This window comes from Chryseobacterium endalhagicum, from assembly GCF_016745235.1.
Classification (GTDB): domain Bacteria; phylum Bacteroidota; class Bacteroidia; order Flavobacteriales; family Weeksellaceae; genus Chryseobacterium; species Chryseobacterium endalhagicum.
The window spans coordinates 2168361-2195063 of record NZ_JAELVM010000001.1 but is presented as its reverse complement, the minus strand read 5'-3'; the positions used below and the strand labels follow the sequence as shown (position 1 = coordinate 2195063).

The 26703-nt window shown below is 39.3% G+C and carries 29 protein-coding genes; 20 read left to right on the top strand and 9 right to left on the bottom strand.

Going from position 1 to position 26703, the window contains the following annotated elements:
• Positions 1–17: 17 nt before the first annotated feature.
• The 4 genes from JET18_RS09720 to aroB all read right to left on the bottom strand — a co-directional run bounded on the left by JET18_RS09720 (position 18) and on the right by aroB (position 3665).
• Positions 18–710: a porin family protein gene (locus JET18_RS09720; RefSeq protein ID WP_202090431.1), complete on the bottom strand. Its 693-nt coding sequence runs from the start codon at positions 708–710 to the stop codon at positions 18–20.
• Positions 711–714: 4 nt separating this feature from the next.
• On the bottom strand, positions 715–1398 hold the full coding sequence (locus JET18_RS09715; RefSeq protein WP_202090429.1) for a porin family protein: 684 nt from the start codon (positions 1396–1398) through the stop codon (positions 715–717).
• 315 nt (positions 1399–1713) lie between these two features.
• Complete coding sequence (locus tag JET18_RS09710) at positions 1714–2343, bottom strand: porin family protein (protein WP_202090427.1); 630 nt, start codon at positions 2341–2343, stop codon at positions 1714–1716.
• Between the two features lie 275 nt (positions 2344–2618).
• The gene (gene aroB / locus JET18_RS09705; RefSeq protein WP_202090425.1) at positions 2619–3665 is read right to left on the bottom strand and encodes a 3-dehydroquinate synthase; all 1047 of its coding nucleotides are present in this window, start codon (positions 3663–3665) and stop codon (positions 2619–2621) included.
• A 102-nt stretch (positions 3666–3767) separates the two neighbouring features.
• Between aroB and JET18_RS09700 the strand changes: the two genes are divergently transcribed.
• Positions 3768–4949, top strand: coding sequence for a pseudouridine synthase (locus JET18_RS09700; RefSeq protein WP_228728511.1), 1182 nt, complete (start codon positions 3768–3770; stop codon positions 4947–4949).
• 280 nt (positions 4950–5229) lie between these two features.
• Here JET18_RS09700 and JET18_RS09695 read toward each other — a convergent pair whose 3' ends face one another.
• Positions 5230–6792, bottom strand: a complete 1563-nt coding sequence (locus JET18_RS09695; protein WP_202090424.1) for an amidase — start codon at positions 6790–6792, stop codon at positions 5230–5232.
• 253 nt (positions 6793–7045) lie between these two features.
• Positions 7046–7651: a bifunctional nicotinamidase/pyrazinamidase gene (gene pncA, locus JET18_RS09690; protein WP_202090422.1), complete on the bottom strand. Its 606-nt coding sequence runs from the start codon at positions 7649–7651 to the stop codon at positions 7046–7048.
• A 429-nt stretch (positions 7652–8080) separates the two neighbouring features.
• Here pncA and JET18_RS09685 point away from each other — a divergent pair, with 429 nt between their 5' ends.
• The 5 genes from JET18_RS09685 (at position 8081) to JET18_RS09665 (ending at position 11401) form a co-directional block, all read left to right on the top strand.
• Positions 8081–9223, top strand: a complete 1143-nt coding sequence (locus JET18_RS09685) for a DEAD/DEAH box helicase (protein ID WP_202090420.1) — start codon at positions 8081–8083, stop codon at positions 9221–9223.
• 219 nt (positions 9224–9442) lie between these two features.
• Positions 9443–9976 (top strand): YfiT family bacillithiol transferase, encoded by a 534-nt coding sequence (locus JET18_RS09680; protein WP_202090418.1) that lies wholly within the window; start codon positions 9443–9445, stop codon positions 9974–9976.
• Positions 9970–10431 carry a DUF1569 domain-containing protein gene (locus JET18_RS09675; protein ID WP_317193251.1) on the top strand — a complete coding sequence of 154 codons (462 nt, stop codon included), beginning with the start codon at positions 9970–9972 and terminating at the stop codon, positions 10429–10431. Before JET18_RS09680 ends, JET18_RS09675 begins: the two co-directional genes overlap by 7 nt.
• A complete protein-coding gene (ytxJ, locus tag JET18_RS09670; protein ID WP_202090416.1) occupies positions 10428–10808 on the top strand; it encodes a bacillithiol system redox-active protein YtxJ in 381 nt (126 codons plus the stop codon). Before JET18_RS09675 ends, ytxJ begins: the two co-directional genes overlap by 4 nt.
• Positions 10805–11401: a Crp/Fnr family transcriptional regulator gene (locus JET18_RS09665; RefSeq protein WP_202090415.1), complete on the top strand. Its 597-nt coding sequence runs from the start codon at positions 10805–10807 to the stop codon at positions 11399–11401. Before ytxJ ends, JET18_RS09665 begins: the two co-directional genes overlap by 4 nt.
• A gap of 215 nt (positions 11402–11616) precedes the next feature.
• On the opposite strand, the gene JET18_RS09660 is transcribed toward JET18_RS09665, so the two are convergent.
• A complete protein-coding gene (locus JET18_RS09660; protein WP_202090413.1) occupies positions 11617–13029 on the bottom strand; it encodes an aminotransferase-like domain-containing protein in 1413 nt (470 codons plus the stop codon).
• Positions 13030–13122: 93 nt separating this feature from the next.
• Between JET18_RS09660 and JET18_RS09655 the strand changes: the two genes are divergently transcribed.
• The 10 genes from JET18_RS09655 (at position 13123) to JET18_RS09610 (ending at position 20594) form a co-directional block, all read left to right on the top strand.
• Positions 13123–14010, top strand: coding sequence for a DMT family transporter (locus JET18_RS09655; RefSeq protein WP_202090411.1), 888 nt, complete (start codon positions 13123–13125; stop codon positions 14008–14010).
• A gap of 86 nt (positions 14011–14096) precedes the next feature.
• Positions 14097–14315, top strand: coding sequence for a hypothetical protein (locus JET18_RS09650; protein WP_202090409.1), 219 nt, complete (start codon positions 14097–14099; stop codon positions 14313–14315).
• Positions 14316–14630: 315 nt separating this feature from the next.
• Positions 14631–15230 carry a Crp/Fnr family transcriptional regulator gene (locus JET18_RS09645; protein WP_202090407.1) on the top strand — a complete coding sequence of 200 codons (600 nt, stop codon included), beginning with the start codon at positions 14631–14633 and terminating at the stop codon, positions 15228–15230.
• Positions 15231–15277: 47 nt separating this feature from the next.
• Positions 15278–15892, top strand: coding sequence for a Crp/Fnr family transcriptional regulator (locus JET18_RS09640; RefSeq protein ID WP_228728510.1), 615 nt, complete (start codon positions 15278–15280; stop codon positions 15890–15892).
• A 298-nt stretch (positions 15893–16190) separates the two neighbouring features.
• Positions 16191–16508 (top strand): hypothetical protein, encoded by a 318-nt coding sequence (locus JET18_RS09635; RefSeq protein WP_202090405.1) that lies wholly within the window; start codon positions 16191–16193, stop codon positions 16506–16508.
• Between the two features lie 13 nt (positions 16509–16521).
• A complete protein-coding gene (locus JET18_RS09630; RefSeq protein WP_202090403.1) occupies positions 16522–16905 on the top strand; it encodes a hypothetical protein in 384 nt (127 codons plus the stop codon).
• A 60-nt stretch (positions 16906–16965) separates the two neighbouring features.
• Positions 16966–19098: a catalase gene (locus JET18_RS09625; protein WP_202090401.1), complete on the top strand. Its 2133-nt coding sequence runs from the start codon at positions 16966–16968 to the stop codon at positions 19096–19098.
• 43 nt (positions 19099–19141) lie between these two features.
• A complete protein-coding gene (locus JET18_RS09620; protein WP_202090398.1) occupies positions 19142–19642 on the top strand; it encodes a CinA family protein in 501 nt (166 codons plus the stop codon).
• Between the two features lie 5 nt (positions 19643–19647).
• Positions 19648–20397, top strand: a complete 750-nt coding sequence (locus JET18_RS09615) for an SDR family oxidoreductase (RefSeq protein ID WP_202090391.1) — start codon at positions 19648–19650, stop codon at positions 20395–20397.
• A gap of 26 nt (positions 20398–20423) precedes the next feature.
• The gene (locus tag JET18_RS09610; RefSeq protein ID WP_202090389.1) at positions 20424–20594 is read left to right on the top strand and encodes a hypothetical protein; all 171 of its coding nucleotides are present in this window, start codon (positions 20424–20426) and stop codon (positions 20592–20594) included.
• An 18-nt stretch (positions 20595–20612) separates the two neighbouring features.
• Here JET18_RS09610 and JET18_RS09605 read toward each other — a convergent pair whose 3' ends face one another.
• The gene (locus JET18_RS09605; RefSeq protein WP_202090387.1) at positions 20613–21419 is read right to left on the bottom strand and encodes an AraC family transcriptional regulator; all 807 of its coding nucleotides are present in this window, start codon (positions 21417–21419) and stop codon (positions 20613–20615) included.
• A 68-nt stretch (positions 21420–21487) separates the two neighbouring features.
• On the opposite strand from JET18_RS09605, the gene JET18_RS09600 reads away from it, so the two are divergent.
• A complete protein-coding gene (locus tag JET18_RS09600; protein WP_202090386.1) occupies positions 21488–22633 on the top strand; it encodes an Atu1372/SO_1960 family protein in 1146 nt (381 codons plus the stop codon).
• Between the two features lie 618 nt (positions 22634–23251).
• Here the strand turns inward: JET18_RS09600 and pdxR are convergent.
• Complete coding sequence (pdxR, locus tag JET18_RS09595; RefSeq protein WP_202090384.1) at positions 23252–24697, bottom strand: MocR-like pyridoxine biosynthesis transcription factor PdxR; 1446 nt, start codon at positions 24695–24697, stop codon at positions 23252–23254.
• Between the two features lie 102 nt (positions 24698–24799).
• On the opposite strand from pdxR, the gene JET18_RS09590 reads away from it, so the two are divergent.
• From JET18_RS09590 to JET18_RS09580, 3 genes are all read left to right on the top strand, one after another.
• Complete coding sequence (locus JET18_RS09590; RefSeq protein ID WP_202090383.1) at positions 24800–25255, top strand: cupin domain-containing protein; 456 nt, start codon at positions 24800–24802, stop codon at positions 25253–25255.
• A gap of 244 nt (positions 25256–25499) precedes the next feature.
• Positions 25500–26381 (top strand): dihydrodipicolinate synthase family protein, encoded by an 882-nt coding sequence (locus tag JET18_RS09585; RefSeq protein WP_202090382.1) that lies wholly within the window; start codon positions 25500–25502, stop codon positions 26379–26381.
• Positions 26382–26391: 10 nt separating this feature from the next.
• On the top strand, positions 26392–26625 hold the full coding sequence (locus tag JET18_RS09580) for a thioredoxin family protein (protein ID WP_202090381.1): 234 nt from the start codon (positions 26392–26394) through the stop codon (positions 26623–26625).
• Positions 26626–26703: the final 78 nt, after the last annotated feature.

The following is a 26703-nucleotide window of genomic DNA, read 5'->3' as shown; positions in this document are numbered from 1 at the left end:
TGAAAATATATATAATATTATTTGAATTTGTAAGCTAAGCCAACCTGCAATGCATTATTTCTAACGGCATCTCCGGTATTGTGCTTATAGATATTTGTAATTCCACCTGTAAATCTGGCTGTAACGGCAAGATTTTGAGTGAAATAATAGCCTGCGCCAATACCTATTCCAAAATTGAACTTATTAAACATGTACATAGCAATTTTACCAGACTGACTTTGCGTGCTGCTTGATCCGTCTATACTGCTGGTTTGGGTGGATTCATTTTTGTATCTTCCACCCAGCAGGTATCCGAATTCAGGACCTGCCTCTACATATAAATCAGGCATTAGATTATACTGAAGCATTACAGGAACTGAAAGATAGCTTAAAGAAAGTGTTTCTTTGATATCCATTCTGGCTAAAGGAATATCAAAATTCATGGTACTTTCTATTTTTGAACCCAATCCGTTATACAATACTTCCGGCTGAACACTGAATTTACCCGAGATCGGAATATTCGCGAAAACTCCTGCATTAAAACCGATTTTTGCACTTCGCTCATATTTTGACCAATAATAAGTATCCTCATTTCCGTCAGTATGAGAAGAAACGTTCATTCCTCCTTTTACTCCGAAACTAATGGGAGATTTAGATTGGGTTTCTTTCTTTTCCTGTGCCAATGCCAGTGAACCTACCGAAACAGCTAATCCTAAAAATAACTTTTTCATGTTATTATTTGAATTTGTAAGCTACCCCTACCTGGAAAGAGTTATTTCTAACTGCATCTCCACTGTTGTGCTTATAGATATCTGTAACGCCTGCAGTAAATCTGGCAGTTACCCCAAAATTCTGAGTGAAATAATATCCGGCCCCGATCCCGATTCCGAAATTAAATGTGCTGTACAGATCTTTAACAATTTTGTCTGAAAAAGTCGTTGTTTGTGTGTTTGTAGTATTCCCCGAAGTTTTGGTAGTGGTAATATCTCCTTTGTCTTTTCCTCCTAAAAGAAATCCGAATTCAGGACCTGCTTCTACATAAAGCTGAGGAAGGATGTTGTACTGCACCATTACCGGTACGGAAAGATAGCTTAATGATTTTTTATAATCTACTTCTCTGCTGTATTTATCAGAGTTAACGTAGTATACTTCTCTTTCTTCAGTTTTTGAACCTACCTGATTAAAAAGAACCTCAGGCTGAATGCTGAATTTCTGCGCCACCGGAATATTAGCGAATACCCCTGCATTAAAACCCGGCTTCAGTTTCTGATCATTGTCATACTGATCAGCTTGAGTAAGAGTAGAAGCGTTGAATCCAGCTTTAACCCCGAAAGTAACCGGTGATGTAGATTGAGTTTTTTCCTGTGCATTTACCAAAAGGCTTCCTGCGAATGCTAATCCTAGAATTAGTTTTTTCATGATTTTAAAGTTTAAACTTGTTTCCGACACTGCATCAAAATTCCCGCCAAAGGGAGTAAACTGATAAAAATCATATTTTAAGGCGAAAAGGTCAGGTTTAACGAATAAACCTGACCTTTTCTATTGAAATCAATTTGTATATGAAGAAACTTTTGCCGGATGATTCTGTCAAGTATATCATGTGTTCCGGCTTAAACTTATCTACGCAAAATTCTTGCCAAAAAAGATGAACTTTCCGTTAAAACAAAAAAACCGGATTAAATGAATAATCCGGCTTTCTATTAAATATAAAATTTGTTACTTGAATGTTTGAGCTTACTTGAATTTATAAGCTAATCCTACCTGGAATGTATTGTTTCTTACTGCATCACCAGAATTTTCCTTGAAGATATCAGTTACACCAGCTACATATCTTGCTGTAATACCTAAGTTAGGAGTAAAGTAATATCCTGCACCAAGACCTACACCAAAATTGAACGTTTGTAATCTGTCTTTGTAATTGTCAGAAGTGGTAGAGTTTCCGTTACTTTCGTTTTTGAATTTATTCTTAGCACTTACCATGAATCCGAATTCAGGACCTGCTTCAACATAAAGATTTGGAATCAAGTTATACTGGAACATTACCGGTACTGTGATATAATCTAGTTTAGTTGATGCAGAGTAATTAGTGTTTCCTAATCTGTACTCAGACTTTTCACCATACTGAGAGTATAAAACCTCCGGCTGAACACTGAAAGATTCAGCGATTGGAATGTTCGCAAATACACCTGCGTTGAAACCAATTTTAGATTTTTGATCATCAAGACCTTCGTCTTTAGAAAGAGAAGATACGTTCATCCCACCTTTCACACCAAATGTTACCGGGTTAGAAGAAGATGATGGTGTCTGCTGAGCGAATGCCAGTGAACTTGCAGTTACTGCTAATCCTAAAATTAACTTTTTCATAACTTTAATTTTTTAATATTTTACTATTCTTAATTTTAAATTTTACTACTGTTCAGCCTTTTCAGTTGAACGCAGAGTATCTTCCAAATTGCTTGCCAAAAATAAAAAACATGATAAATGTCAATAAAAAAACCACTTGTTTAATAAGTGGTTTTTATTTTATAGTGTTGATTAATAGATATTTATAAAATCTATTAAACGTTTGTTTAGAAATGATCTAAATAATTGTTTCTGCAATAAATCAAATTTTTAAAGCAGAAAATTCGTGGAAATATTTACGCATTATTGAGTTTTCTGTAAAAATACAGAGATTTCAATATGTTTTCCTGACTGCACTGATGGTCATAGGTACATGAGCCAATTCCTGTAAGCAGAGAAAAATTGATTTTACTGTCTGTATTCTTCTTATCATTCATAAGAAGGGCTGTAATGCTTTCATCCGTAAAGTCACTGATATCAAGGTAAGGATAGTATCTCTGAATGTTTTCAATAACAGAAGCTGCTTCCTCTTCACTGATAAGATTTTCAAGAAAGGCAAGGTGGGCTTCACAGATCATTCCCATAGCCACTGCTTCTCCGTGAAGGATGGGATTTCCCTGGCTCAGACAAAGACTTTCCACGGAATGCCCGATTGTATGTCCGAAATTCAGCGTTTTTCTGATGTTTCTTTCATGGAAATCTTTCTCCACCACATCCTGCTTGATATCCATTGAGGTTTGAATATGAGGAACCACAGCTTCCACATCCAGTTTATGAATCTGGATCAGGCTTTCCCAATGGGCTTTGTCTGCAATAAGGCCGTGTTTCAGCATTTCTGCAAACCCGCTTCTTAATTCTTTAAAAGGAAGGGTTTCTAAAAATTTAGGATAAATAAAGATCTGTTCCGGAAAAGCAAAAGTACCCACCATATTTTTATAATGCATAAGATCTATCCCGGTTTTCCCGCCAATAGAAGCATCACACATGGATAAAAGAGTAGTCGGAATATTAATGAACTGGATGCCTCTTTTATAAGTGGAAGCAATAAAACCGCCCATATCTGTGATCACACCGCCTCCAAGATTGATGACCAGTGCTTTTCTGTCCGCCTGCATTTCGGTAAGAATCTCCCATAGCTGGTTGGCGGTCTGGATGTTTTTCATCTCTTCGCCGGCCTCGATTTCCAAAATCTCAAAGCCAAGGTCTGTTTCCATATTGCCCAAAAGAACAGGAAGACAATATTCATGGGTGTTTTCATCAACCAAAATAAAAATCCTGCTGAAAGATTTTTCGTGTAAGAAGCTGTTTAATTGAGAAAAATCATCGTTTAATATTGTTATCATTATCGGAGTTTCTTTAAATTTAAAATAGAACTATTCTGCAAAGTTATGATTCTTAATTTTTAACTCGTAACTAAATTACTATCTTTGCAGAAATTTTTTAGAATGAGCAGAGATAATAATAATTCAGACAGACCCAAAAAACCAAGAATTTCAACTAGAAAAAGTTCTGATGATTCTCGTGCTTCCAGACCTGGAAATTCTTCAGGGTCAAGACCTTCTAAGAAACCTTTTCCAAAAGCCGGTGAAAGAAATTCTGAGCATAAAGGCAGCAATTCAAAATTCGAACAGAAACCCTTCAAAAGAAGCAGCGAAAGCTCCGCCAGAGATGAAGATCAGGGTTCTAAAACTGAAAGCAGAGCCTATATCACGAATGCCAGTGAAGGGCGTGAAAGAAAAACTTTCGGCAAACCGGGACCAAAAAGAGGTGGAAAGAGTTTTGATACCAGAGACAAGTATGAAAGAGGCTGCCTGAAATACGGAAGAAGACCATCCAATGGAGATGATAAAAATGAAGACAAGGCAAGATCTTTTGTACAGAAAAGAAGGTTAAACAAGATTGACAAAGATGTTCATAAAGATACCATCCGTCTTAATAAGTACATTGCCAACTCAGGAATCTGCAGCAGAAGAGAAGCAGATGAACTGATTACGCAGGGACTTGTAGAAGTGAACGGAGTAGTAGTAAATGAAATGGGATATCAGGTTCAGAAGACTGATAAAGTAGTTTTCGACGGGCAGGGAATCACTCCTGAGAAGCCGGTATATGTACTTTTGAATAAACCAAAAGGATATATTTCTACCACTAAGGACGATAAAGCGAGAAAAACCGTAATGGATTTGGTCGCAAACGCATCGCCGTACCGTCTTTTCCCTGTTGGAAGACTTGACCGTTCCACCACCGGAGTTATTCTTTTAACGAATGACGGACACATGACGAAAAAACTGACGCATCCATCTTTTGATGCCAAAAAAATCTATCATGTGACTCTTGATAAAAAGCTGACGCATGAAGACATGAAGCTGATCGCAGAAGGAATCCGTCTTGATGAAGGAGTAGCGGTAGTGGATCAGATTTCATTTATCGAAGGAAAACCGAAAAACGAAATCGGAATTGAAATTCATATCGGATGGAACCGTGTGATCAGAAGAATTTTCCAAAGACTTGGCTATGAAGTAGAGGCTTTAGACAGAGTAATGTTTGCCGGAATGACCAAGAAAAACATCAAACGTGGACACTGGAGAATCCTTACAGAACTGGAAGTTAATAATCTTAAGATGCTTTAAACGGGGTCCGGGATTCGGGATTCGAGTTTTTTTAGGTTCGGGTTTCGGGTTGGATACCGCCGCAATACAGGTTTTCATTGTATGATGGAAAGCTGAACATTAAGCAATACAGAAGAATTATAAGCATAAAAAGCGTTGAAATAAAATTCAACGCTTTTTTCTTTTTATGTCACGACTCTTTACACGAAACGATTTCCCATACAACTCGCATCCACAACCCCGAATTCCGGACCCCGAACCTAAAAAAACTCGAATCCCGAGCCCCCGGAACCCGAATCTGCTACTCCTTTAAAAACTGTGGAACTTTCCTCTGCGGAGCGGCCTGTTCAAAAGTATAAGCCATATTGATAAGTTTTCCTTCGCTCCATTTTTCAGCGGAAAATAAGATTCCGACCGGTAATCTGTCGATATAACCCATGGTCAGGGTAATGCTTGGATATCCTGCAATAGCGGCTGCATCTGCACTCCCGAAAGAATATTGATCGCCATTTTGCAGATCAGTTTTCCAGGCTTCTGTGGTGGTAGGGGAAATAATGGCGTCCAGATTGTATTTTTTCATAGTAAAGTCGATTCCTTTTTCACGGCTTCCTTCCTGGGCGGTTTTTACAGCCTTTGCATAGTTTTTTTCTTTCGTTCCTTTACTTTTGGCGGCTAATTCCAGAAATTCCTGTCCGAAATATTTCAGCTCTTCTTTATTGTTTTTGTTGAAAGCAATGAGCTCATCAATATTTTTAATGGGAGCATTTTTACCCAATGATGCAAAATAATCATTCAGACCGTCTTTAAATTCATCAATCATCAGTTCCAGAGATTTTTCATGGACTTCTCCCGAAAGCGGATCATTTTCTATTTCAACGATGACAGCACCCTGACTTTCCAAAACTTTTAAGGTCTGCAAAAACAATTCATCTACCTTTTTACTGGCTCCTTTGGTGATGCCTTTCACATAGCCTAATCTTTTTCCTTTCAGTCCGTTTAAATTCAGGAAGCGGGTATAGTCTTTATGAAGATACGGCGTATTGCCAACGGTTTTTACGTCACGTTTATCTTCGCCAACCATTGTCCCCAGGCTTATGGCAATATCAGTCACAGTTCTGGCCATGGGACCTGCCGTATCCTGCGAACTTGAAATAGGGATGATTCCCTGTCTGGAAATCAGGCCTACCGTTGGTTTTAATCCTACAATTCCGTTGATACTTGAAGGGCAGACTATGGAACCGTTGGTTTCTGTTCCAATGGCTACAATCCCAAGATTGGCCGAAATAGCAGCCCCGGAACCGGCACTGGATCCGCAGGTATTTCTGTCCAGAATGTATGGGTTTTTGGTAAGTCCGCCCAGCCCGCTCCAGCCGCTTGTGGATTTCATACCACGGAAATTGGCCCATTCGCTGAGATTGGTCTTTCCGATAATGACAGCCCCTGCTTCTCTTAATTTTTTCACGAGATAACTGTCCTGTAAAGGGAAGGAGTTTTTCAGAGCTAAAGATCCTGCCGTATTGGGCATCTTATCGCGGGTATCTATATTATCTTTCAGTAAGACAGGAATTCCGAAAAGGGGCTTATCTTTTAATTTTGAACTGATATGATCTAAAGAATCTGCAATTCTGACAGCATCCGGATTAATGGTTATCACAGAATTCAGCTGTACGCCGTTTTTATCAATGTCATTGATCCGTTTCAGATAAGCTTCAACGACTTCTTTTACCGTTGCCTTATTGCTTTTGTAAAGACTTTGGATCTTCTGGATATCATATTCCAGATATTTGAACTGATCACCCGTGGTATTTTGTGCTTTTCCAAGAATTACAGTGAAAAATCCGATAAGTAAAATCCCTTTTTTCATTTGCGGTATTTCTTTCAAATATAGATAATTATCTTAAAAAGTGATGAGTAATATTTCGTGATGCGGGGTTCGAGATTTTGGGGAGTACGTATAAGGGATTTGGCCCTTTAAAATTGATTTCAAAGAACAATCTTTAATAAAAAAGACGCAGAAAAAATTCCGCGTCTTAATTATTTATAGACAATCATATGTTGAAAATTAATTTGGAACACCATCCCGAATCCCGAAACCCGCACCAAATTTATACTTAAAATTATCCAAGAACCGTAATTCCCTTCTGGATCATATCATAAATAGCGTCTCTGCCATTCTCAGGCTTTACGTTCACTGCTTTAGTTCCGTTGAAGTGAAGGCATGTGATGTATCCGTTGGCTACAGCATCCGTACAGGTGAATTTCACACAGTAATCCATGGCAAGGCCAACAACTTCCAGTAACTGGATCTCATGATATTTCAGGAAATCATCCAGTCCGGTTTTCATAAAATGGTTATTGTCCTGAAAACCGCTGTAGCTGTCTATTTCAGTATTTTTTCCTTTTTGGATGATATGGGTTACTTTATCTCTGTTCAGATCTTTATGAAATTCTGCCCCGAACGTTCCCTGGATACAGTGATCCGGCCACATAAACTGCGGAACGCCGTTCAGGATAATGCTTTCGCCTACATTTCTGCCATTGTTGCTGGCGAAACTTTTGTGATCGGCAGGATGCCAGTCCTGGGTAAGTACAATCTGGTCATATTCATTTTCTTCCATCAAAAGATTGATGTAGGGAATCACTTCATTGGCTCCCGGAACTGCTAATGCGCCGCCGTCACAGAAATCATTCTGTACATCTACGATTATTAACGCTTTTTTCATATTTAGATTTCTCGAATTTTGCATAAAATTACTCAAAAAACTTTCCAAAACTGAATTATCGGACAAATCGGCAAAATTAATTTTTAAAGCAAACACATTTAGATGGTCAATATAAAATAAAAAGAGTGGCCTAAATACTTGTAATTATTTATCGCAAAGAAAGACAAAGGTTTTTACTTTGAGAATATTGTTAAGCAAAACAAAGCCACTTCGTTGATCAGAGTAAAACAAAGGATTGTATTTCTTTGTAAAGTTTACGCCATTGTTTATCTTAAAATTTTTAATGAAGCTGTTAAAAAGCTTTGTATAGCTTTGTGTTAAAAAAATAATTAAAAGATTCAATCAGAATTAAATTTCCAGAAAAAGAAAAATGGGTCCAATTCTTAAACCAAAGCTCAATAGCTTATCTTTGCAGGAAATAAGTTTTTTATGTCATTTGAATCTTTAGGATTATCACACAATATTATTCGTTCTGTTAACAAATTAGGTTATCTGAAGCCGTTTCCCATTCAGGAGAAAGCTGTCCCCGCTATTCTGGAAGGTAAAGACCTGATGGGAATTGCACAGACAGGTTCCGGAAAAACGGCTTGTTTTGTGATGCCTATTTTAGAAAAACTGCAGAATGCCGAAGTTAAGAAAGACCGTAATGTTCAGGTATTGATATTGGTTCCTACGCGGGAGCTGGCGATCCAGATCGACGAGGTTTTCAGAGCTTTTACAGATAATCTGAAGCGTGAGATCCGTACGATGGCTGTTTACGGAGGCGTTTCCATTAATCCTCAGATGAAAGGAATGTTTGGGGTGGAAGTTCTGATCGCAACACCGGGCCGTTTGCTGGATCTGATTGACCATAAAGCGGTAAGCATCTCAGGAATCCGTCATTTAGTGATTGATGAAGCGGATAAAATGTTCCAATTGGGCTTTGATGAAGAGATGAACAAACTTTTCGGTCTGATGCCTGTGATGAAACAGACGATTCTTTTTTCTGCAACCCTGAATGATAAAGTTGCTGAAATGAAGGAGCGTTTATCCATCAATCCTGAGATTATTGAAATCAAAAAAGAAGAAGTTGAAATTGATCATATTGAGCAGCTTGCCTATCATGTAGCTTCTGAAAATAAAGGTCCTTTTTTGCGGTATTTAATTAAAGAAAAGAAGGTTGAAAAGGCTTTGATCTTTGTTTCATCAACAAAATCTGCGGATAATTTAGTAGAAAAACTGAAGAAGAATAAAATAAAGGCAGTGGCCATTCACAGCCAGAAGTCGCAGGGTGCCCGTAGAAATAATTTAGAGGAATTTAAAGTAAACGGAGCACAGATCCTTGTAGCGACGGACTTAATCGGCCGTGGTATTCACATTGAGTCTTTACCTTGCGTGATCAATTATGAATTGCCGCGCTCACCTCTGGATTACATTCACCGTATCGGAAGAACGGGGCGTGCTAACGAAAAAGGAACAGCCATAAGTATTCTTACCGATGATGAACTGCAGCACTTCAGGGTAATCCAGAAGAAAATGGGTAAGAAAGTGACCCTTCAAAGAACAGAAGGCATCGATCTTCATGGTTATTAATACATTTAAATAAAGAGCTTCAATTGTAACAGAATTGAAGTTTTTTTGTGGGAAATTTCAACCGTCAATAAAATTTGTTTATTACAATTTTTTCTATTGTCCTGTTGCTTTTCTTGTAGTAATTTTAGGGAAATTTAAAACGAAGAAAACTGTCATCTGTCAGGGTTTCGCTAAGACTGCTGTATTTTATTAAATATAAATGAATCAATATTATTAAAAATGGATCTAGAGTTAAAGAAATTTCCCATTGGCCAGTTCGAGGCACCGCAAAACATCTGTGATATCAAGCTGGATGAGCACATCAAAGTGATCAAAAACTTTCCCGGAAAACTGAAAGATTTAATTGAACACTTTACGGATGATCAGCTGGATACGCCTTACAGAGAAGGAGGATGGACGGTACGACAGCTCGTTAATCATATTGCGGACAGCCACATCAACAGTTTTATCCGTTTCAAACTGGCACTTACAGAAGATAATCCGGTGATCAAACCATATGATGAAGCCAAATGGGCCGAACTTCAGGACAGCCTGAATATGCCGGTAAAACCTGCCATGAGAATGATCAAAGGAACACACCAGAGATGGACGGTGCTGCTCAATACCCTTACCAACAAACAGTTTGAAAGAACTTTCCATCATCCTGAGCAGAACAAAGACTATAATCTGAGACATTATCTTGCGTTTTATGTATGGCATTGTGACCATCATTACGCCCACATTGAACATCTGAAGAAAGAAAAAGGGTGGTAAAAAAGAGTCTGCAGAATCCGGTTTATTTTGAAGAGATGATTCAGAGAATTTCCAGGCTTACCGGAAACGCTTCCGGAAGATGGGGAAAGATGAATGTTTCGCAGATGCTAACACACTGTGACCTTGTCCTTAAGGTGGCTTTGGGTAAAGTGGAACTTCCTGAGATTAATATCATTTTTAAAGCGATTGGAGCGGCAACCAGGATAGAAATGCAGATTTTTAACAATGGAATTCCCCGAAACATGCCGACTTTTCAAAAACTAATCGTTAATTTTGAGTGTGATTTTGATGAATCAAAAACCAATCTGCTGAATACCCTGAAGGAGTTCCGGACAGTATCTGAACATAAAGATCTTCCGCAAAGCCACAGATTATTCGGGAAAATGACTGAAAAAGACTGGGGATTTTTAGAATACAAACATCTTGATCATCATTTAAAACAATTTAATGTATGAGTTTTTTTGATAAAATTTTCGGAGGAAAAAACAACAGCCCTGAGCGTAAATCTTTCTGGAAAAAAATAGAGTCTGAGGAAGATCTTAATAGAGCGATAGAAAGTTCTTATCAACATAGAATAGCTATTTTCAAACATTCAACGCGATGCTTCATCAGCAAGACAGTATTGAATAATTTTGAAAAAGAAATAGATAATTTAGATGATAAACTGGATTTATATTACTTAGATTTGCTGGAACATAGACCTATTTCAAATAAAATATCTGAAGATCTTGGAATCAGGCATGAAAGCCCCCAGCTGATCATTATTGAAGATGGAAAGGTCATAAACAGTGCTTCACACGAAGACATATCCATAAGCCAAATCATAGAATGAAGAATATAAATGTTTATTTAGCTAAAGTATTAAATGTTCCCATAGAAAAAGTGAACATGTGCAGTTTACACTATGAAGTAAAGAAAATTCCTAAAAACCAGTTTCTTTTACAATACGGTGAAATCTGCAGACACATATTCTTTGTAGAAAAAGGGCTGCTGAAAATGTATTCCATTGACAAGAATGGGAAAGAACACATCATCCAGTTCGCCCCTGAAAGCTGGCTGATTTCTGACCGGAGCAGTCTTTATTTCAACGAAAAATCCATTTACTATATAGAAGCGGTGGAAGATACAGAAGTGCTGTTTCTTCATCCTGACTTTTTCAATAAGTTGGTAGAGCAGTTCCCGAACAGTATTGAAAGAAGTGATTTCCTGCTGCAGAAACATATCAGAAGCCTGCAGAACAGAATCAATTCTCTCCTGGGCGAAACCGCAGAAGAACGCTACATGAAATTCATTAAAATGTATCCGGATCTTCTTCTCAGGGTTCCGCAGTGGATGATTGCTTCCTATCTTGGTATTACCCCTGAAAGTTTAAGCAGGGTAAGAAAAGAACTGGCCAGAAAAAATTTCGTTCCGGATAATAAATAATCTGTTTTCGCAGGATAAGAAGTTAAAATTAAAGGCAGGAAGCTGGAAGATAGAGGCTGGGGGTTACTATTGACAATGATATTAAATAACGTCTTTAAATTTGTTGAAGCTGATTAAAAATAAACCGCGGTATATTTCTGCCTTTGGACTTTAATAACTTTCATCTTCAGGCTTCAAACTTCCTGACCCTCTTACCGAAGTCAGGTTAAATAATTTCAGATCTTTTTAGCGAGATTTCCTACCTGCTGCAGACACTGTCTGGTTTCTTCCGTCCATGGAAGGCCAATGCAGAGACGCATGCAGTTTTCGAACTGATCCTGCAGGGTAAACATTCTGCCAGGCGCAATACTGATGTTCTGTTTAATAGCCAGATCGTAGAGTTCTGTGGTACGGATTTTTTTATCAAATTCCACCCACAGAGAAAGGCCTCCCTGTGGACGGCTGGTCTTTGTGCCTTCCGGAAAATAGTCCGCAATGGTTTGTACATAATTCTGATAATTATTCTGAAGAGCCCGCCGCATCTGCTGCAGGTGTTTTTCATATCTGCCGGATTTCAGGAAGTTGGCAACCGCTTCATTCACAATAGAAATCGATGATGTGGAATGAAGAAGCTTCAGTTTCATGATCTTGTCTTTGTATCTGCCGGGCGCAATCCAGCCTACTCGGTAGCCCGGAGCCAGCGTTTTGGATATAGAGCTGCAGTACAGAACATTTCCGGTCTTGTCAAAAGATTTACAGCATTTCGGACGGCTGGAACCAAAATAAAGATCACCGTATACATCATCTTCAATCAGAGGAATATGATGTTCTGCAAGAAGTTTGACGATCTCTTTTTTATTTTCATCCGGCATACAGCTTCCCAAAGGTGAATTGAAATTAGGAATCAGTAAACACAGATTGATTTGTGGAATCACTTTCCGTAATGCTTCAATTTCAATACCGGTTGTAGGATGGGTAGGAAGTTCAAGGACATTCAGACCCAAGCCGTTGGCCAGCTGCAAAATACCAGGATAGCAAGGGCTTTCAATAGCTATCGTGTCACCGGGTTTTCCCAAAGCCATCAGACAGAACGACAGTGCATTCATGCCGCCATTGGTGGTAACCAGATCATTTTCATTGAGATTTCCGCCCCATTGAAGTGACCGGACGGCAATCATTCTGCGCAGCTTCAGATTTCCCTGCAGTTCCTCATATTCCGTTCCGCCGTCTTTTAATTCCCGGGTTGCATTGATGATCTCTTTCTTTAATTTAGCCTGTGGCAGAAGGTCTCCCGAAGGAATTCCTATAGAGAAAAAGGTCAGTCCTTTTTTACCCATATTTTCATAAACACGGCTGATCAGCTCGTCCGGCTCATCATTATTGGCAATCAGAGAAGGGCGGCTTATTTCAGGGAGGGGAAGTTTTACAGACATCAGCCTGCTTACAAAATAGCCTGACTGCGGTTTGGATTCTATGAGAGACTGGGATTCCAGCTCAAGGAAAACCCGCTTGGCTGTATTCATGCTTACCTGATGTTCCTGGCACATCATTCTTACGGAAGGAAGCTTGTCTCCGGCTTTCAGCAGGCCATTTCTGATCTGCGATGCAATGCCGTCAGCGATTTCTGTGTATATAAATTCTTTGCTCATATCGTTAAACTGTGCTCATGCAAATATACAAAACTGAGACTGTGTTTATTCGTTTGGGCTCTTTAATTTTGAACCATTAAAAAGATACTTAAAATGGTGACTGATCAATTATCAACAAAAGACGAAAACGTAAGCGGATGGATTAATGGTTTTATTGGAGTTGTGCTCTTCAGTGGGGGACTTCCGGCCACCAAATTAGCGGTGATGGAAATGAGCCCGACCTTTGTTACCATAGTCCGGGCTGCTGTTGCAGGACTGCTGGCTCTGGTGGTTTTATGGCTGGGTAAAGAAAAACGTCCCGTTAAACATCAGCTCATGCCTTTGTTTTTGGTTTCACTGGGCTGCGTGATTGGCTTTCCGCTGCTTTCTGCATTGGCCCTGCAATATCTTACTTCTGCCCATTCTATCGTGTTTCTGGGGATGCTTCCTTTGGCTACGGCCGTATTCGGGGTGTTGCGGGGTGGAGAAAGACCGCATCCTGTATTCTGGTTCTTTTCTGTTGTAGGAAGTCTTTTGGTGATAGGATATGCCGTTTCTCAGGGAATTTCAGCATCTCCTGTAGGCGATATTCTGATGCTTCTGGCTGTAATCCTTTGCGGAATGGGCTATGCCGAAGGGGCAAAACTTTCAAAAACACTGGGTGGATGGCAGGTCATCTCCTGGGCTCTGGTGCTGGCATTGCCTATTATGATTCCTTTATTTTTTATTTATTTTCCTGATCATATTGAAACCGTAAGTGTTCAGGGCTGGGTAGGAATGGCTTATATCGCGCTTTTCAGTATGTTTATCGGGTTTATATTCTGGTATAAAGGTCTGGCACAGGGCGGTATTGCCAGAGTAGGACAGTTGCAGCTGCTGCAGCCATTTTTTGGGCTGGCGCTGGCGGCATGGCTTCTTAACGAGCAGGTAAGTATGGGAATGGTAGGGGTGACTATCGGGGTAATTCTATGTGTAGCCGGAACCAAGAAATTTGCGAAATAATCATAAATAATAGATTATGATTTAAATCATAAACAAAGTATTTTGTAATGATCTATCTTTGAAGGGACACTACAAAATATAAGATTATGAAATATGCCCTGTTAATCATGCTTTTAGGCATTACTGCCATAAGCTGTAAGAAGGAAACGAAGGTTGATTCCACCTCTATTTCGGATACTGCCGTTGCAGATACCCTGCCTTCAGATACAATGATTGCACCTGCGAATCCTTTGCCTTCAGATACGATGCGAGCTGTAGATACAGCAGCAAAGAAAATGGATACGGCTAAGGCTGCAAAAAAATAATTTTAACGATTATAAACTCATAAAACCCGTTTAGCAATAAAGCGGGTTTTTAAGGTCCTTCAGAATACTGTTAGGATCATTTTGCGTATATATTGATTTTTTTTACGAATATTTTAAAAAATGAATCAATTTAGTTTAATAATTCAATTGATAATTTATGAATGGTTGATTTTTGATAATTAATTTAACTAAAATTAACATTTTGAACAATCATAAAGGTTCAATATTTGCATGCGTACATAGACTTCGATACCAATATATTTTTTACTAAGAAAGATTGACCAAGATTGAATAACACCAAAAACTACTACTATTATGGTTATCGATGAAGACATTTTGCTATCAGCAGGCGCAGAGCTCATACATTATAAGCCCGCAGAATATATTTTTTCTGAGGGGGACAACCCGAATTATTATTATCAGATCATTTCAGGCGAAGTGAAACTGAATAATTACAATGAAGAAGGAAAGGAGTTCATACAGCTTCTCCTTTCCAACGGACAAAGTTGCGGAGAGTCCGTACTTTTTATCAACAAGCCTTATCCTATGAACGCTGAGGCTCTTACAGACTGCAATGTATTAAGACTGCAGCGGTCTGTTTTTCTGGAATTGCTGAGCAGTTCCCCGAGGTTATGTCTTGAGGTAAGCAGTTTTTTATCTCAGATATTGTATGATAAGACGGTGAAAATGCAGAATATTTCTTCCCAGAGTCCGGCTATCAGACTCCGAGGATTAATGGATTATCTTAAAAAGAGCTCGCATGATGATGAAAGTCCGTTTTCCTTTACCATCCCTTTAACGAGGCAGCAGATGGCGGATCATACAGGCCTCTGCGTGGAAACGGCAATAAGAACGATCAAACATATGGAACGGGACAATATTGTTCAGATCATAGACCGTAAAATTTTATATTAAAACAGCTTCAATACAAAATTTTATTATTTAAATCAAAACACACACAAATGAAGACAATAAGCTGCATGAATATTGACGAAAATACGCTGTATTCGTCAGGAGGAGAAATAAGGGTATATAAGAAAGGTGAACAGATCTACAGAGAAGGAGATCATGCCCTTTATTATTTTCAGATAAAGACCGGAAAAGTGAAGCTTAATAATTATGATGAAGATGGAAAAGAGTTTATACAGAACATTTTCGGAGGAAAACAGAGCTTTGGGGATTCAATGCTTTTTTTAGATAAATTTTATCCCACCAATGCTGTCTGTATTCAGCCGACAGAAATTATAAGAGTGCCGAAGGATAGGTTTTTGAAACTTATCAAATCCTATCCGGACCTCTCTCTGGAAATGAATGCCTGTCTTTCTCAAAGGCTGTATTTTAAAGCAGTTATGCTTCAGAATATGGCATCCCTGAATCCTGTCTCAAGACTTACCGGGCTTCTGGACTACCTTAAAAGCTATCATGACGACAGCTGTGGAAACTGCTTTCAGGTGGAGCTTACAAGACAGCAGGTAGCTAATCTGGTAGGGCTTCGTGTAGAAACTGTGATCAGGGTTCTCAAAAAGATGGAGAAAGAGGGAAGTGTAAAGATAGAAAACCGAAAAATCGTTTATTAATAGCTCTTTAATATGATCCAGGTCATAAAAAAGTGAATAATTCCGGTATATCTTTGATACATCGGGTTTCAATACAATTCTTAAGACCTCAGTAAGGGCAGTATGAAAGCTTTGTCTTTCAGGATAGATCATCAGATTCCAGATCACTGCCGGGTCGCTACATATCATTCCATATTCACACCAAAAATTTCAGTTGAGAATACTGGAGATTCCGGCGACGACAGTTCACAAGAATTGAATTGAGGCAAGAAGTCAGTTCAGAATAGCCCTGTGCTTATTCTGAATAACAGAGATAACCATGATACTCAACGATATGGACTGTCAGAAAATAGTAAAAACGCTGAAGCATAAAGACTTTATAAAGGTTTCAAACAAAGGAGGCTGGTTTGAGGACGGCGCTGCCATCTATGCCAAAGAAATCAAAGACAATGTTTTCCTTCTGTTTGTTATTTTAAAAGACATAGAAATAGAAAATATCCAGGCATTGATCGCCCATTTCGACTGTTTCAGCAGTATAGGGCTGAAAGAACCGGAGCAGGTCATGTTTTATCTTTCCATTAAAGACAAAGAAGACCTCCATTATTTTGAGAAGTATCTGAAAATTCCTGATAACTAATAACCTAGAGATTATGATATTTGAAAATGACACTTTAAGACATTCCGGACTGAATGATAAAAATAATATGATAGAGAATGAATCTTTATTCCCGAGCGTTATCAACTCTTACGGAGTCACCGCTTTTCTGATCAAATCATTGGAAAAGATTAAAAACAATGCCAAGTGCGACATTCTGAAAAATGTAATAGACACTTACATTAATGAATACATCCTCCATATCCGTGAATACCACACCGGAAGCACCACACCCGTTACAGAAATGGATGCCGAAATAGAAGTTGAGAACTCCTCTTTCACGTTATACGCCAAAACAGCCTATTACAAAGTGCTGAAAGAAGAGGAATACCTCAGCAAGCTCTTAACGACATTAGAGCAGGACCGGATCACTGAATAATCTTCGTGAATTATTTGTTTGACTTTTTATCCTTCACACCACACCGAAAATAAAATTGATATGAAAAATGAAAACCAAAATGAAAAGTTAGACCAGCTGAACACCCACAGTACTTCCAATGAAAACGAAAAACTGACGACCAATCAGGGATTGAAGATTAATAATAATCAGGATTCCCTGAAAGACGGCGAAAGAGGTTCCACACTGCTGGAAGATTTTATCTTACGGGAAAAAATCACCCATTTCGATCACGAAAGAATTCCCGAAAGAATTGTTCATGCAAGAGGTTCTGGGGCACACGGCGTTTTCAAATTGTCTGAAAGCCTTGCTGAATACACCAAAGCAAAATTTTTAACAGAAACCGGGAAAGAAACACCTGTATTTGTACGCTTTTCTACCGTAGCAGGAAGCAGAGGAAGTACGGATCTCGCCAGGGATGTAAGAGGTTTTGCTGTTAAATTTTATACGGAAGAAGGAAATTATGACCTTGTTGCGAATAATATGCCTGTCTTTTTTATTCAGGATGCCATGAAATTTCCGGACCTTGTACATGCCGTAAAGCCGGAACCTGATAACGAAATGCCACAGGCTGCTTCGGCCCATGACACCTTCTGGGATTTTATTTCCCTGATGCCGGAAAGCATGCACATGATTATGTGGCTGATGAGTGACAGGGCGATCCCAAGAAGTCTGAGAATGATGGAAGGTTTCGGGGTTCATTCCTTTAAATTCATCAATGACAAAGGGAAAGTACATTTCGTGAAATTTCATTTTAAACCAAAACTTGGTGTGCATTCCGTGGCATGGGATGAAGCTCAGAAAATCTCAGGAACAGACCCGGATTTTCACAGAAGAGATCTTTGGGAAGCCATTGAAAACGGAGCTTTTCCGGAATGGGATTTCGGCGTGCAGCTGATTCCTGAAGAAGACGAACACAAGTTTGATTTTGATCTTCTGGATCCCACAAAACTGGTTCCTGAAGAAGAAGTTCCCGTACAGATTGTAGGAACCTTAACATTAAACAAAAATCCGAATAACTTTTTTGCAGAAACCGAGCAGATTGCTTTTCATCCCGGACACATTATTCCCGGCATTGATTTCTCCAATGATCCGCTGCTTCAGGGAAGATTATTTTCATATACAGATACCCAGCTTTCAAGGCTTGGATCTCCCAATTTTCATGAAATCCCGATCAACAGATCCATTAATACCGTTCACAATAACCAGCGCGACGGCCATATGAGACAGCAGATCGTGAAAGGAAAAACAAGCTATGAACCGAATTCCATCGGAGGAGGATGCCCTTTCCAGGCTATGATGTCCGAAGGCGGCTTTACGTCTCATCAGGAAAGAGTTTCGGGCGATAAAATCAGAAAGAGAAGTCAGAGTTTTGTAGATCATTATTCTCAGGCCAAATTATTTTATAACAGCCAGTCGCTTCCTGAACAGACCCATCTTCAGAATGCGCTGATCTTTGAATTATCAAAAGTGACGATCCCGGAGATCAGGGAAAGGCTTGTGGGCCAGCTTGCATTCATCAATAAAGATCTTGCGAAAAAAGTAGCCGGAAAAGTAGGCGTTCAGGTCAAAAAGCTGAAACATCCTAACCAGAGTTTACCTGCGGACAGCAATATTGAGGAGCTTCAGAGCGAAGAGAGAGAGCCGGATACAAAGTCTTCCGCAGCACTCAGCATGAAAGATACAGTTAAAGATACCATCAAAAGCAGAAAAATTGGCTTTATCATAGCCAACGGAGCAGATGGAAAAGCTGTTAACAGTTTAAAAACAAAACTTGAAGGAGAAGGCGCTGCTGTAGAACTGATTGCACCAAGTCTGGCCGCTGTTAAGGCTGATGACGGATCACTCCTTACACCGAAACATTCTCTTACAAGCATTGCCAGTGTCTGCTTTGATGCATTATACATCTGTGCCGGAGCAAAATCAGCAAAAGAACTGATGTCTCCTGAGAATAAACATCATGTCCTGAATTTCGTTAATGAAGCTTACAAACACTGTAAAGCCCTGTATTTTGGAGCGGATAGCAAAGAAATTTACAACAGCAGCAATGTGGGTCAGAAAAAACATGAAGACCCGGCTGTGATCACATGGGATACTGCGGATGCCGGAAAACAATTTATTACAGCCATCTCAAATCACAGAGTCTGGGAGCTGGAGCAGGAAAGAAATACCTGATTATAAAAAACACCTTCACATCACACACTAAATATCTAAAATTATGGACTTTCAAAAGAACCTTCTGGAATATATAAGTCAGTCACTGATGACTGCAGGCGAAACGATCTCTATTGCCGAAAGCGTTACCTCAGGCTGTCTGCAGCTGGCTTTTTCCCAAATGCCGAACGCTTCCCTGTTTTACAATGGCGGTATAACAGCCTATACCTTGCCCCAAAAAGTGAAACTTCTGAATGTAGAACAGGAAGAAGCTGAAGAATGCGACTGCGTATCTGAAAATATCGCTGAAACAATGGCCCTGAACGTGGCAAAGATCTTCGATTCCGACTGGTCTATTGCAACAACGGGCTATTGCACACCCATCAGAAATTCATCCTATAAAATCTTTGCTTTTTTCTCGTTTGCTTATAAAGGTGAAATTATTCTGACCAAAAAACTGGAACTGCACCCTAAAACGCAGGCTTTAAATGCCCAGCTTTATTATACGGAATTCATTCTCGGATGCTTTAAAAGTGAAATTAATCAGTCCTTAATTTTAAAATAAATTTAATGGGCGAATTATTATCAGGCAGATCACTTCTTATTACAGGAGCCGATAGTGGAATAGGGAAGGCTGCGGCTTTACTTTTTGCACGGGAAGGTGCTGATATTGCCATTATTTACCATTCAGATGATGAAGATGCCGGAAAAACCAAAACTGAGATCGAACAACTGGGCCGAAGATGCATTCTTTTTAAAGGAGACATCAATGATTATGGATTTTGTGAGGAAACCGCAGCAAAGGTGGTTGATATTTTCGGGGGAATTGATGTTCTGATTAATAATGCCGGAGTACAGTTTCCGGCGGAAAATATTGAAGATCTGAAAGAAGAGAATATCCGGAAAACTTTTGATTCCAATATCATAGGGATGATTCTTCTGACAAAAGTAGTATTTCCTTATCTGAAACAAGGAAGCAGCGTGATCAATACCACCTCGGCCGCAGCTTATCAGGGCCATGCAGAGCTTCTGGATTATTCTGCCACAAAAGGCGCCATCGTATCATTTACTAGATCTCTGGCTCTACAGGCAAAACCAAAAGGCATCCGGATCAATGCCGTGGCACCGGGACCTGTGGCTACACCCCTCACCAAAGAAACATTCGGGGAAGAAGAGGAAGACCCCAATCTGCCACCTTTTGAAAGAAATGCAACCCCTGAAGAAATAGCAGAATCTTTCCTTTTCCTGGCAGGCAGCGGCGCAGCACAAATAACCGGACAGGTTCTTCATCCAAACGGAGGCCTGATCGTTAACGGATAAACCTTACAACTTAAAAAATAGAAATTATGAAAACCACAGCATTCATTTTAGGAATTTTAAGTGCATTTACTTTAGCATCGTGCAAATGTGAGATTGAAGAAGAAGAAGAACCGAAAAACAAGTATAAAACAGCACAAAGCAAAACCGGCGGTACAGGAAATCCTGATCCGGAAAGCGACACACTGCAGATCAGATAATTTTAAAAGGTAAATACCTTAACTGTTCTTCTTTACTTTTGGTTTAGATTTCATAATGGCAAAATACGAAGCTGTAAAAGCGGAAAGACTTTGATATCCTGTCATATACGCGATCTGGCTTAAAGTATATTGCTTGGTGTCGATCAGTTCTATACTTTTCAAAATTCTTACAAGTTGGAGGTACTTCTGAAGAGTAATTCCCGTTTCATTTTTAAAAATCCTCTGAAGGCTGCGGACGGACATTTGTGCTTTCTCTGCCAGTGCATCCGGATCCAGACTATATTTAAAATTTGAATTGATATACGTACAGACAGGAATAAGCCTTGCATCAGCCGGAACAGGAATTTCCAGATAACTGCTTTCCTTACAGAAGTTGGGAAGACTTTTTAAAATAGCTTTAAAAAATACATCCTGCTCTTCATCTTCTTTGACGAGTTGATTCCACTTGGATGCATACAGAAGCATTTCCTTTAACACAGGTGGAACTGCGAACACCTGAACATTCTTATAAAAATCATCATTAAAAACAGTTTTAAACAGGAACACCATTAAATTGACTGTTTTGGCTTCTGAAGTAATCCGGTGCGCCTTTCCCGAAGGAATCCAGATCACATGATACTGCGGGACCAGATAGATCTTCTGATCAATGTGGAAATATTGATAACCTTCCTCTACGAAAGTAAGTTGAGCACGGTGGTGGGCGTGTTCGTGATCATCGTGTTTCCAGTCTTTTTCGCACCAGACGTAGGCTTCTTTTTCAATGCTGTCTACAAATCTGCTGTCATTCTGTTCTTTCAAACCGCATTTCAGGATGGCGTTATGCATAGAGTTTTTGGCAAATTTAATAAAAACGACAATACTAATTTTGTATAGTAATTATTTATCCCATCAAAATGAAAAAACTAAGTACAGTTTTTGTATTAATTTTATTATTAAAAATCACAACGGTCATGGCACAAGACACTAAAGCTAAAATATTGGTTCTCATTCATTCAGATAATGGCGGAACCTACGAACTGGCAAAAGAAATAGCATCCGGAATTGAAAACAGTAAGAATGCAACAGCCGTAATCAAGCAGGTCAAAGAATCTCAAAATGCCAAATTGAAAAACATTCCCGTAGCATCAGTAGATGAGCTTCCATCATATGACGGAATTGCTTTCGGATCACCGGTTTATTTTGGAAATATCAGTACCGGAATGAGCGAATTTTTATCTAAAACCGTTAATTTATGGACGAATCACGCGCTGGAAGGAATGCCGGCCACTGTTTTCATGTCTGCGGGAAGCGGCGCGGGAAAAGAGCTGGCTCTTAATGCTTTCTGGAACAGTCTTGCCGTTCATGGGATGGTTCTGGTCTCCAATGGAATCAGAGGTACTGAAAATATCAATAAAACAATTCCTCAGGGAAATTCAGTGTTGGGCGTAACAAGCATGGCTTCGTTAAAAGATGTGGAAAGACCGACAAAAGATGAGCGCGGATTGGCAGAACTTCAGGGAAGAAATTTTGCTAAAACAGCTTTTGCACTGAAAGGAACATTTGCTAAGAAACAGATTCCGGCAGTAACGACAGAAAAATCTGCGGATATCAATTCGGTTTTGAAGCAGAAAAGTATCGTCTTACCTAAGGTTCCTCAGCCAGCCGGGAATTATAAACCTTATGTACGTTCAGGAAATCTGGTATTTATCAATCAGGTCGCTTTGAAAGACGGTAAAATTTTAAATCCTGGAAAACTAGGCGTTGATGTGAATGAGCAACAGGTAAAAGAAGCCACAAAAGCTACAATGCTAAACGTTATTGCTGTTTTGAAAGAGGCTGTGGATGGCGATCTGAACAGGGTAAAGCAATGTGTACAGCTGACCGGTATTTTCAATACAAAAGATGATTATACAAAACATGCTGACCTGATGAATGCAGCATCAGATCTTACCGTAGAGGTCTTTGGAGAAAAAGGAAAACATGCCAGAGCTACTTTGGGAGCTTCATCTATTCCTGTGAATTCTTCGGTGGAGATACAGGCGGTTTTTGAAGTAGATTAGTTTTTCTGTAAACGATATGATCTGTGTGATCTGAGTAATCTGTAGGAAAATATTTTAATCTCCTGCAGATTACTCAGATGACACAGATTTTTTTTATGTGTAAAATGTTTGTCTTGAATATTTTCCTGAAAATTATTCAATAGAGGCGGGTTTTAACCCGCCTTACCAATTTATAGAATTCCCACGGCTTTAGCCGAAACCTAAAATGCAGCTGTTAATAATAGTTTTTTGGAACTTTTGCTATATAATCCGTGTGATTTGAGTAATCTGTGGGAAAATATTTTAATCTCCCGCAGATCGCACGGATGACACAGATTTTTTAATGTTCAAAATGTTTATTTTGAATATATTCTGAGGATTATTCAATAGGGGCGGGTTTTAACCCGCCTTACCAATTTATAGAATTCCCACGGCTTTAGCCGAAACCTAAAATGCAGCTGCCAATAATAGTTTTTTGGAGCTTTTGCTATATAATCCGTGTGATCTGCGATCTGTGGGAAAATATTTTAATCTCCTGCAGATTACTCAGATGACACAGATTTTTTTAATGTGTAAATGTTTATTTTGAATATTTCCCGAGGATTATTCAATAGAGGCGGGTTTTAACCCGCCTTACTTTTATTTCAGCTTTACATTTTTATGCTTCAACACTTCAGTAATTATTTTTATACTGTCAATCAGCTGTTCTTCGGAAAGAGAGCCATAACTCAGCCTGAATCCATTGATAATCTTATCGTAGCTGTATTGCTGCGGATGAATGATATTGATATTTTTCTCAATCAGTAAAGCTGTTACTACATCCCAATTTACATCTTCTTTGGGGATGATCCAGAATGCCAGACCACCTTCCGGAAGACTAAAGTCAGCAATATTTTTTAAATGTTTCTCCAGAAGATTGAAGACAAGATCTCTTTTATTTCTATAATGAACTGTGGCTTTTTTGATGTGTTTTTTTACAGCACCATCTTTTATCAGCTGTAAAACGGCCTGTTCCATAATCACATCGCCCTGAACATCAATAATCTTTCTTAAATCTCCTATTTTCTGAATCAGTTTTGGATCTTTGGATGCCAGATAACCGATCCGCAGTGCCGGAGCCACAACTTTGCTCAAAGTACCTATGTAGACATAATTTTTAAGCTCCATAAAACTGGAAACGGGAAGGATAGGACGATATCCGAAATGAAATTCATTGTCATAATCATCCTCAATAATAGTAATTCCGTGCTTATTCGAAAGTTCAATCAATTCAAGTCTTCGTGACAGGCTTAAAGTAACTGTTGTAGGATATTGTCTGTGAGGGGTGATGTATATTGCTTTTACATTCTTGTTTGTTAATACAAGTTTCCTGACATCTTCTATCAGAATTCCTTCATGATCTACTGCAGCAGGAAGAAGTTCTGCTCCTGCATATTCAAAAGCTTTCCAGGCGGGTTTATACCCTGGATTTTCCACGATGATCCGGTCTCCGGCTTTCAGCAGGCACTGAGCGGTGAGAAACATCGCCATCTGGCTTCCGCGGGTGATTGATATTTCGTTCTCATTGATGTGCATTCCCCGCTGGTGGTTCAGCATCTGGGATATGGTTCTTCTGAATTCAATATCGCCATGCTCATTTCCGTAGCCCATCATCTGCCATCTGGCTTTACGGTTAAAGATTTCCCGGTAGGCTCTGGCCAGCTCAGTGACAGGCGCTATTTTACTGTCCGGATGTCCGTCATCAAAATTAATCATCGGCTTATGGAGCGGTGATGAACTTTCTTCGGCCTCCTGATGTCTGTGGCTTATGCTTTCCTGTAAAACCGGAAGCTTGTCTGATACGAAAATTCCTTTTCTTTCTTTGGAAATTACCCATTCTTCATTAATCAGCACCTGATAAGCTTCCACTACAGTATTTCTGTTGATTTTCAGCATCATTGCCAGATTTCTGCTGCCGGGAAGCGCATCCCCGGCTTTAAGTCTTCCGGAACGTATATCCGTAATAAATGTGTCCGCGATCTGCAGATACACCGCTTTTTCAAGCTCTTTATCTATTTCAAGTTCTAATTTCCAAGGTCGAAGCATCTGGACTACCAATTAATGTAAAAACTGAATCATTTAAACAGTCCAAATATAAGATAATTTTGTCATGCAATAAAGCAATAACACTTAAAATTTTAAAACATCATGGACAAGAAAGATTTCAGTTCAAAAGACTTTCACGAAACATTTGCAAGGCCAAAGTACGTAAAACCGAGTCATTTAATTCATAAAAATGTAGAAAATGCAGGAGTGCACAACCAGTTTTCAACGGAAAGAAAGCATCCGGTTTTCTTCGTGGATCTTCCAAGTAAAAATGTAAGCATGACGATTGGCGGACTTACTCCGGGACAGCAGACGAACAGACACCGTCATACCTATGAAACGGTATTGTATGTGATCGAAGGAAAAGGCTGGACAGAAGTAGAAGATGAAAGAGTACACTGGGAAGCGGGAGATGCTGTTTACATTCCTTCATGGGCATGGCACAAGCACCAGAACATGAGTGATACGGAGCCTGCAAAATATCTGGCCTGCGAAAATGCACCGCAGCTGCAGAACCTTGGCGTTGCCTTGAGAGAGGAAGAGGGAAGAGATCTTTAATAAATTCAAATCATTAAGAAACAAGTAAAAGTTTAAGCCTGGTTGAGATTGAGTTTAAAACCAAACCAGCCATTATTCACTCAATTAAGCCGGACATCTCCTGAATAAAAAGCACTTACGATGATCCAGATAAGGAGATGGTAAAGCTTTCCATCATTAAACTTTATCCTCAGCCGCTTAAACTTTTCTTAATGGTTATCATGAAGATCCATTCATAATCATTGTAATTTTAAACCCATAAAACATGAAAAATGTTCCATTTAAAGGAATAATTGCTTATCCGATTACGCCTTTTGACCAGAATGAGAAAGTAGATATTCCTCTTTTTAAGAAGCTTGTAGAAAGACTGATCGTTTCCGGAAGTCACGGGATTGCCCCATTGGGAAGTACGGGTGTAATGCCGTATTTATCAGATGATGAAAAAGAAGCCATTACAGAAGCCTCGATACAGCAGACCAACGGCAGAATTCCGACTTTGGTAGGGGTATCCAATCTGACGACAGAAAAAACGGTTCATCACGCCAAATTTGCTGAAAAAGCAGGGGCAGACGCCGTTATGATTATTCCTATGAGCTACTGGAAGCTTACAGACGATGAAATTGTAGCCCATTATGATGCCGTAGCCCGCCAAATTTCAATTCCGATCATGGCGTATAACAATCCGGCAACCAGCGGGGTAGATATGTCGCCGGCCCTTTTGAAAAGACTGCTTGAAATTCCAAATGTGACGATGATCAAGGAAAGTACGGGAGATATTCAGAGAATGCATTATCTGAGAAAAGAACTGGGTGAGGATGTTGCTTTCTATAACGGCTCCAATCCATTAGCCTTATCAGCATTTACTGCCGGAGCCAGAGGATGGTGTACAGCAGCTCCCAACCTGATTCCGGAACTGAATGTTAATCTCTATAAAGCGGTAGAAGCCGGAGATCTGGAAAAAGCAAAAGAAATTTTCTACAAACAGTTTGATCTTCTGAAATTTATTGTCAACAAAGGATTGCCAAGAGCAGTCAAAGCAGGCCTGAATATTTTAGGGCAAGAAGGCGGAAACTTAAGAAGCCCGTTAAAACCTCTGACAGAAAGGGAAACAGAAGAGCTGAAAAATATTATCAAAACCCTTAATTAATCTAAACAGTATGAAAAAGCCAGTTTTTTACCACGCAGGATGTTCCGTATGCGTAAGTGCAGAACATGATATCATCAATCTTATTGGTGCTGAAAATGTAGAAATCGTGCATTTAGGAAACGACAGAAGCCAGATAGCCATCGCAGAAAATGCAGGCGTAAAATCTGTCCCGGCATTGGTAACACCGAACGGAAATGTTCTGCATATCAATTTCGGAGCTTCTATGGAAGATGTGAAAAAATAAAAAATCAGGTGGCTGAGGCTCCCGAAGCCATCTGATAGTCAAAGACATTCATAGTTTTTATATGTCAGTTTTTTTTAT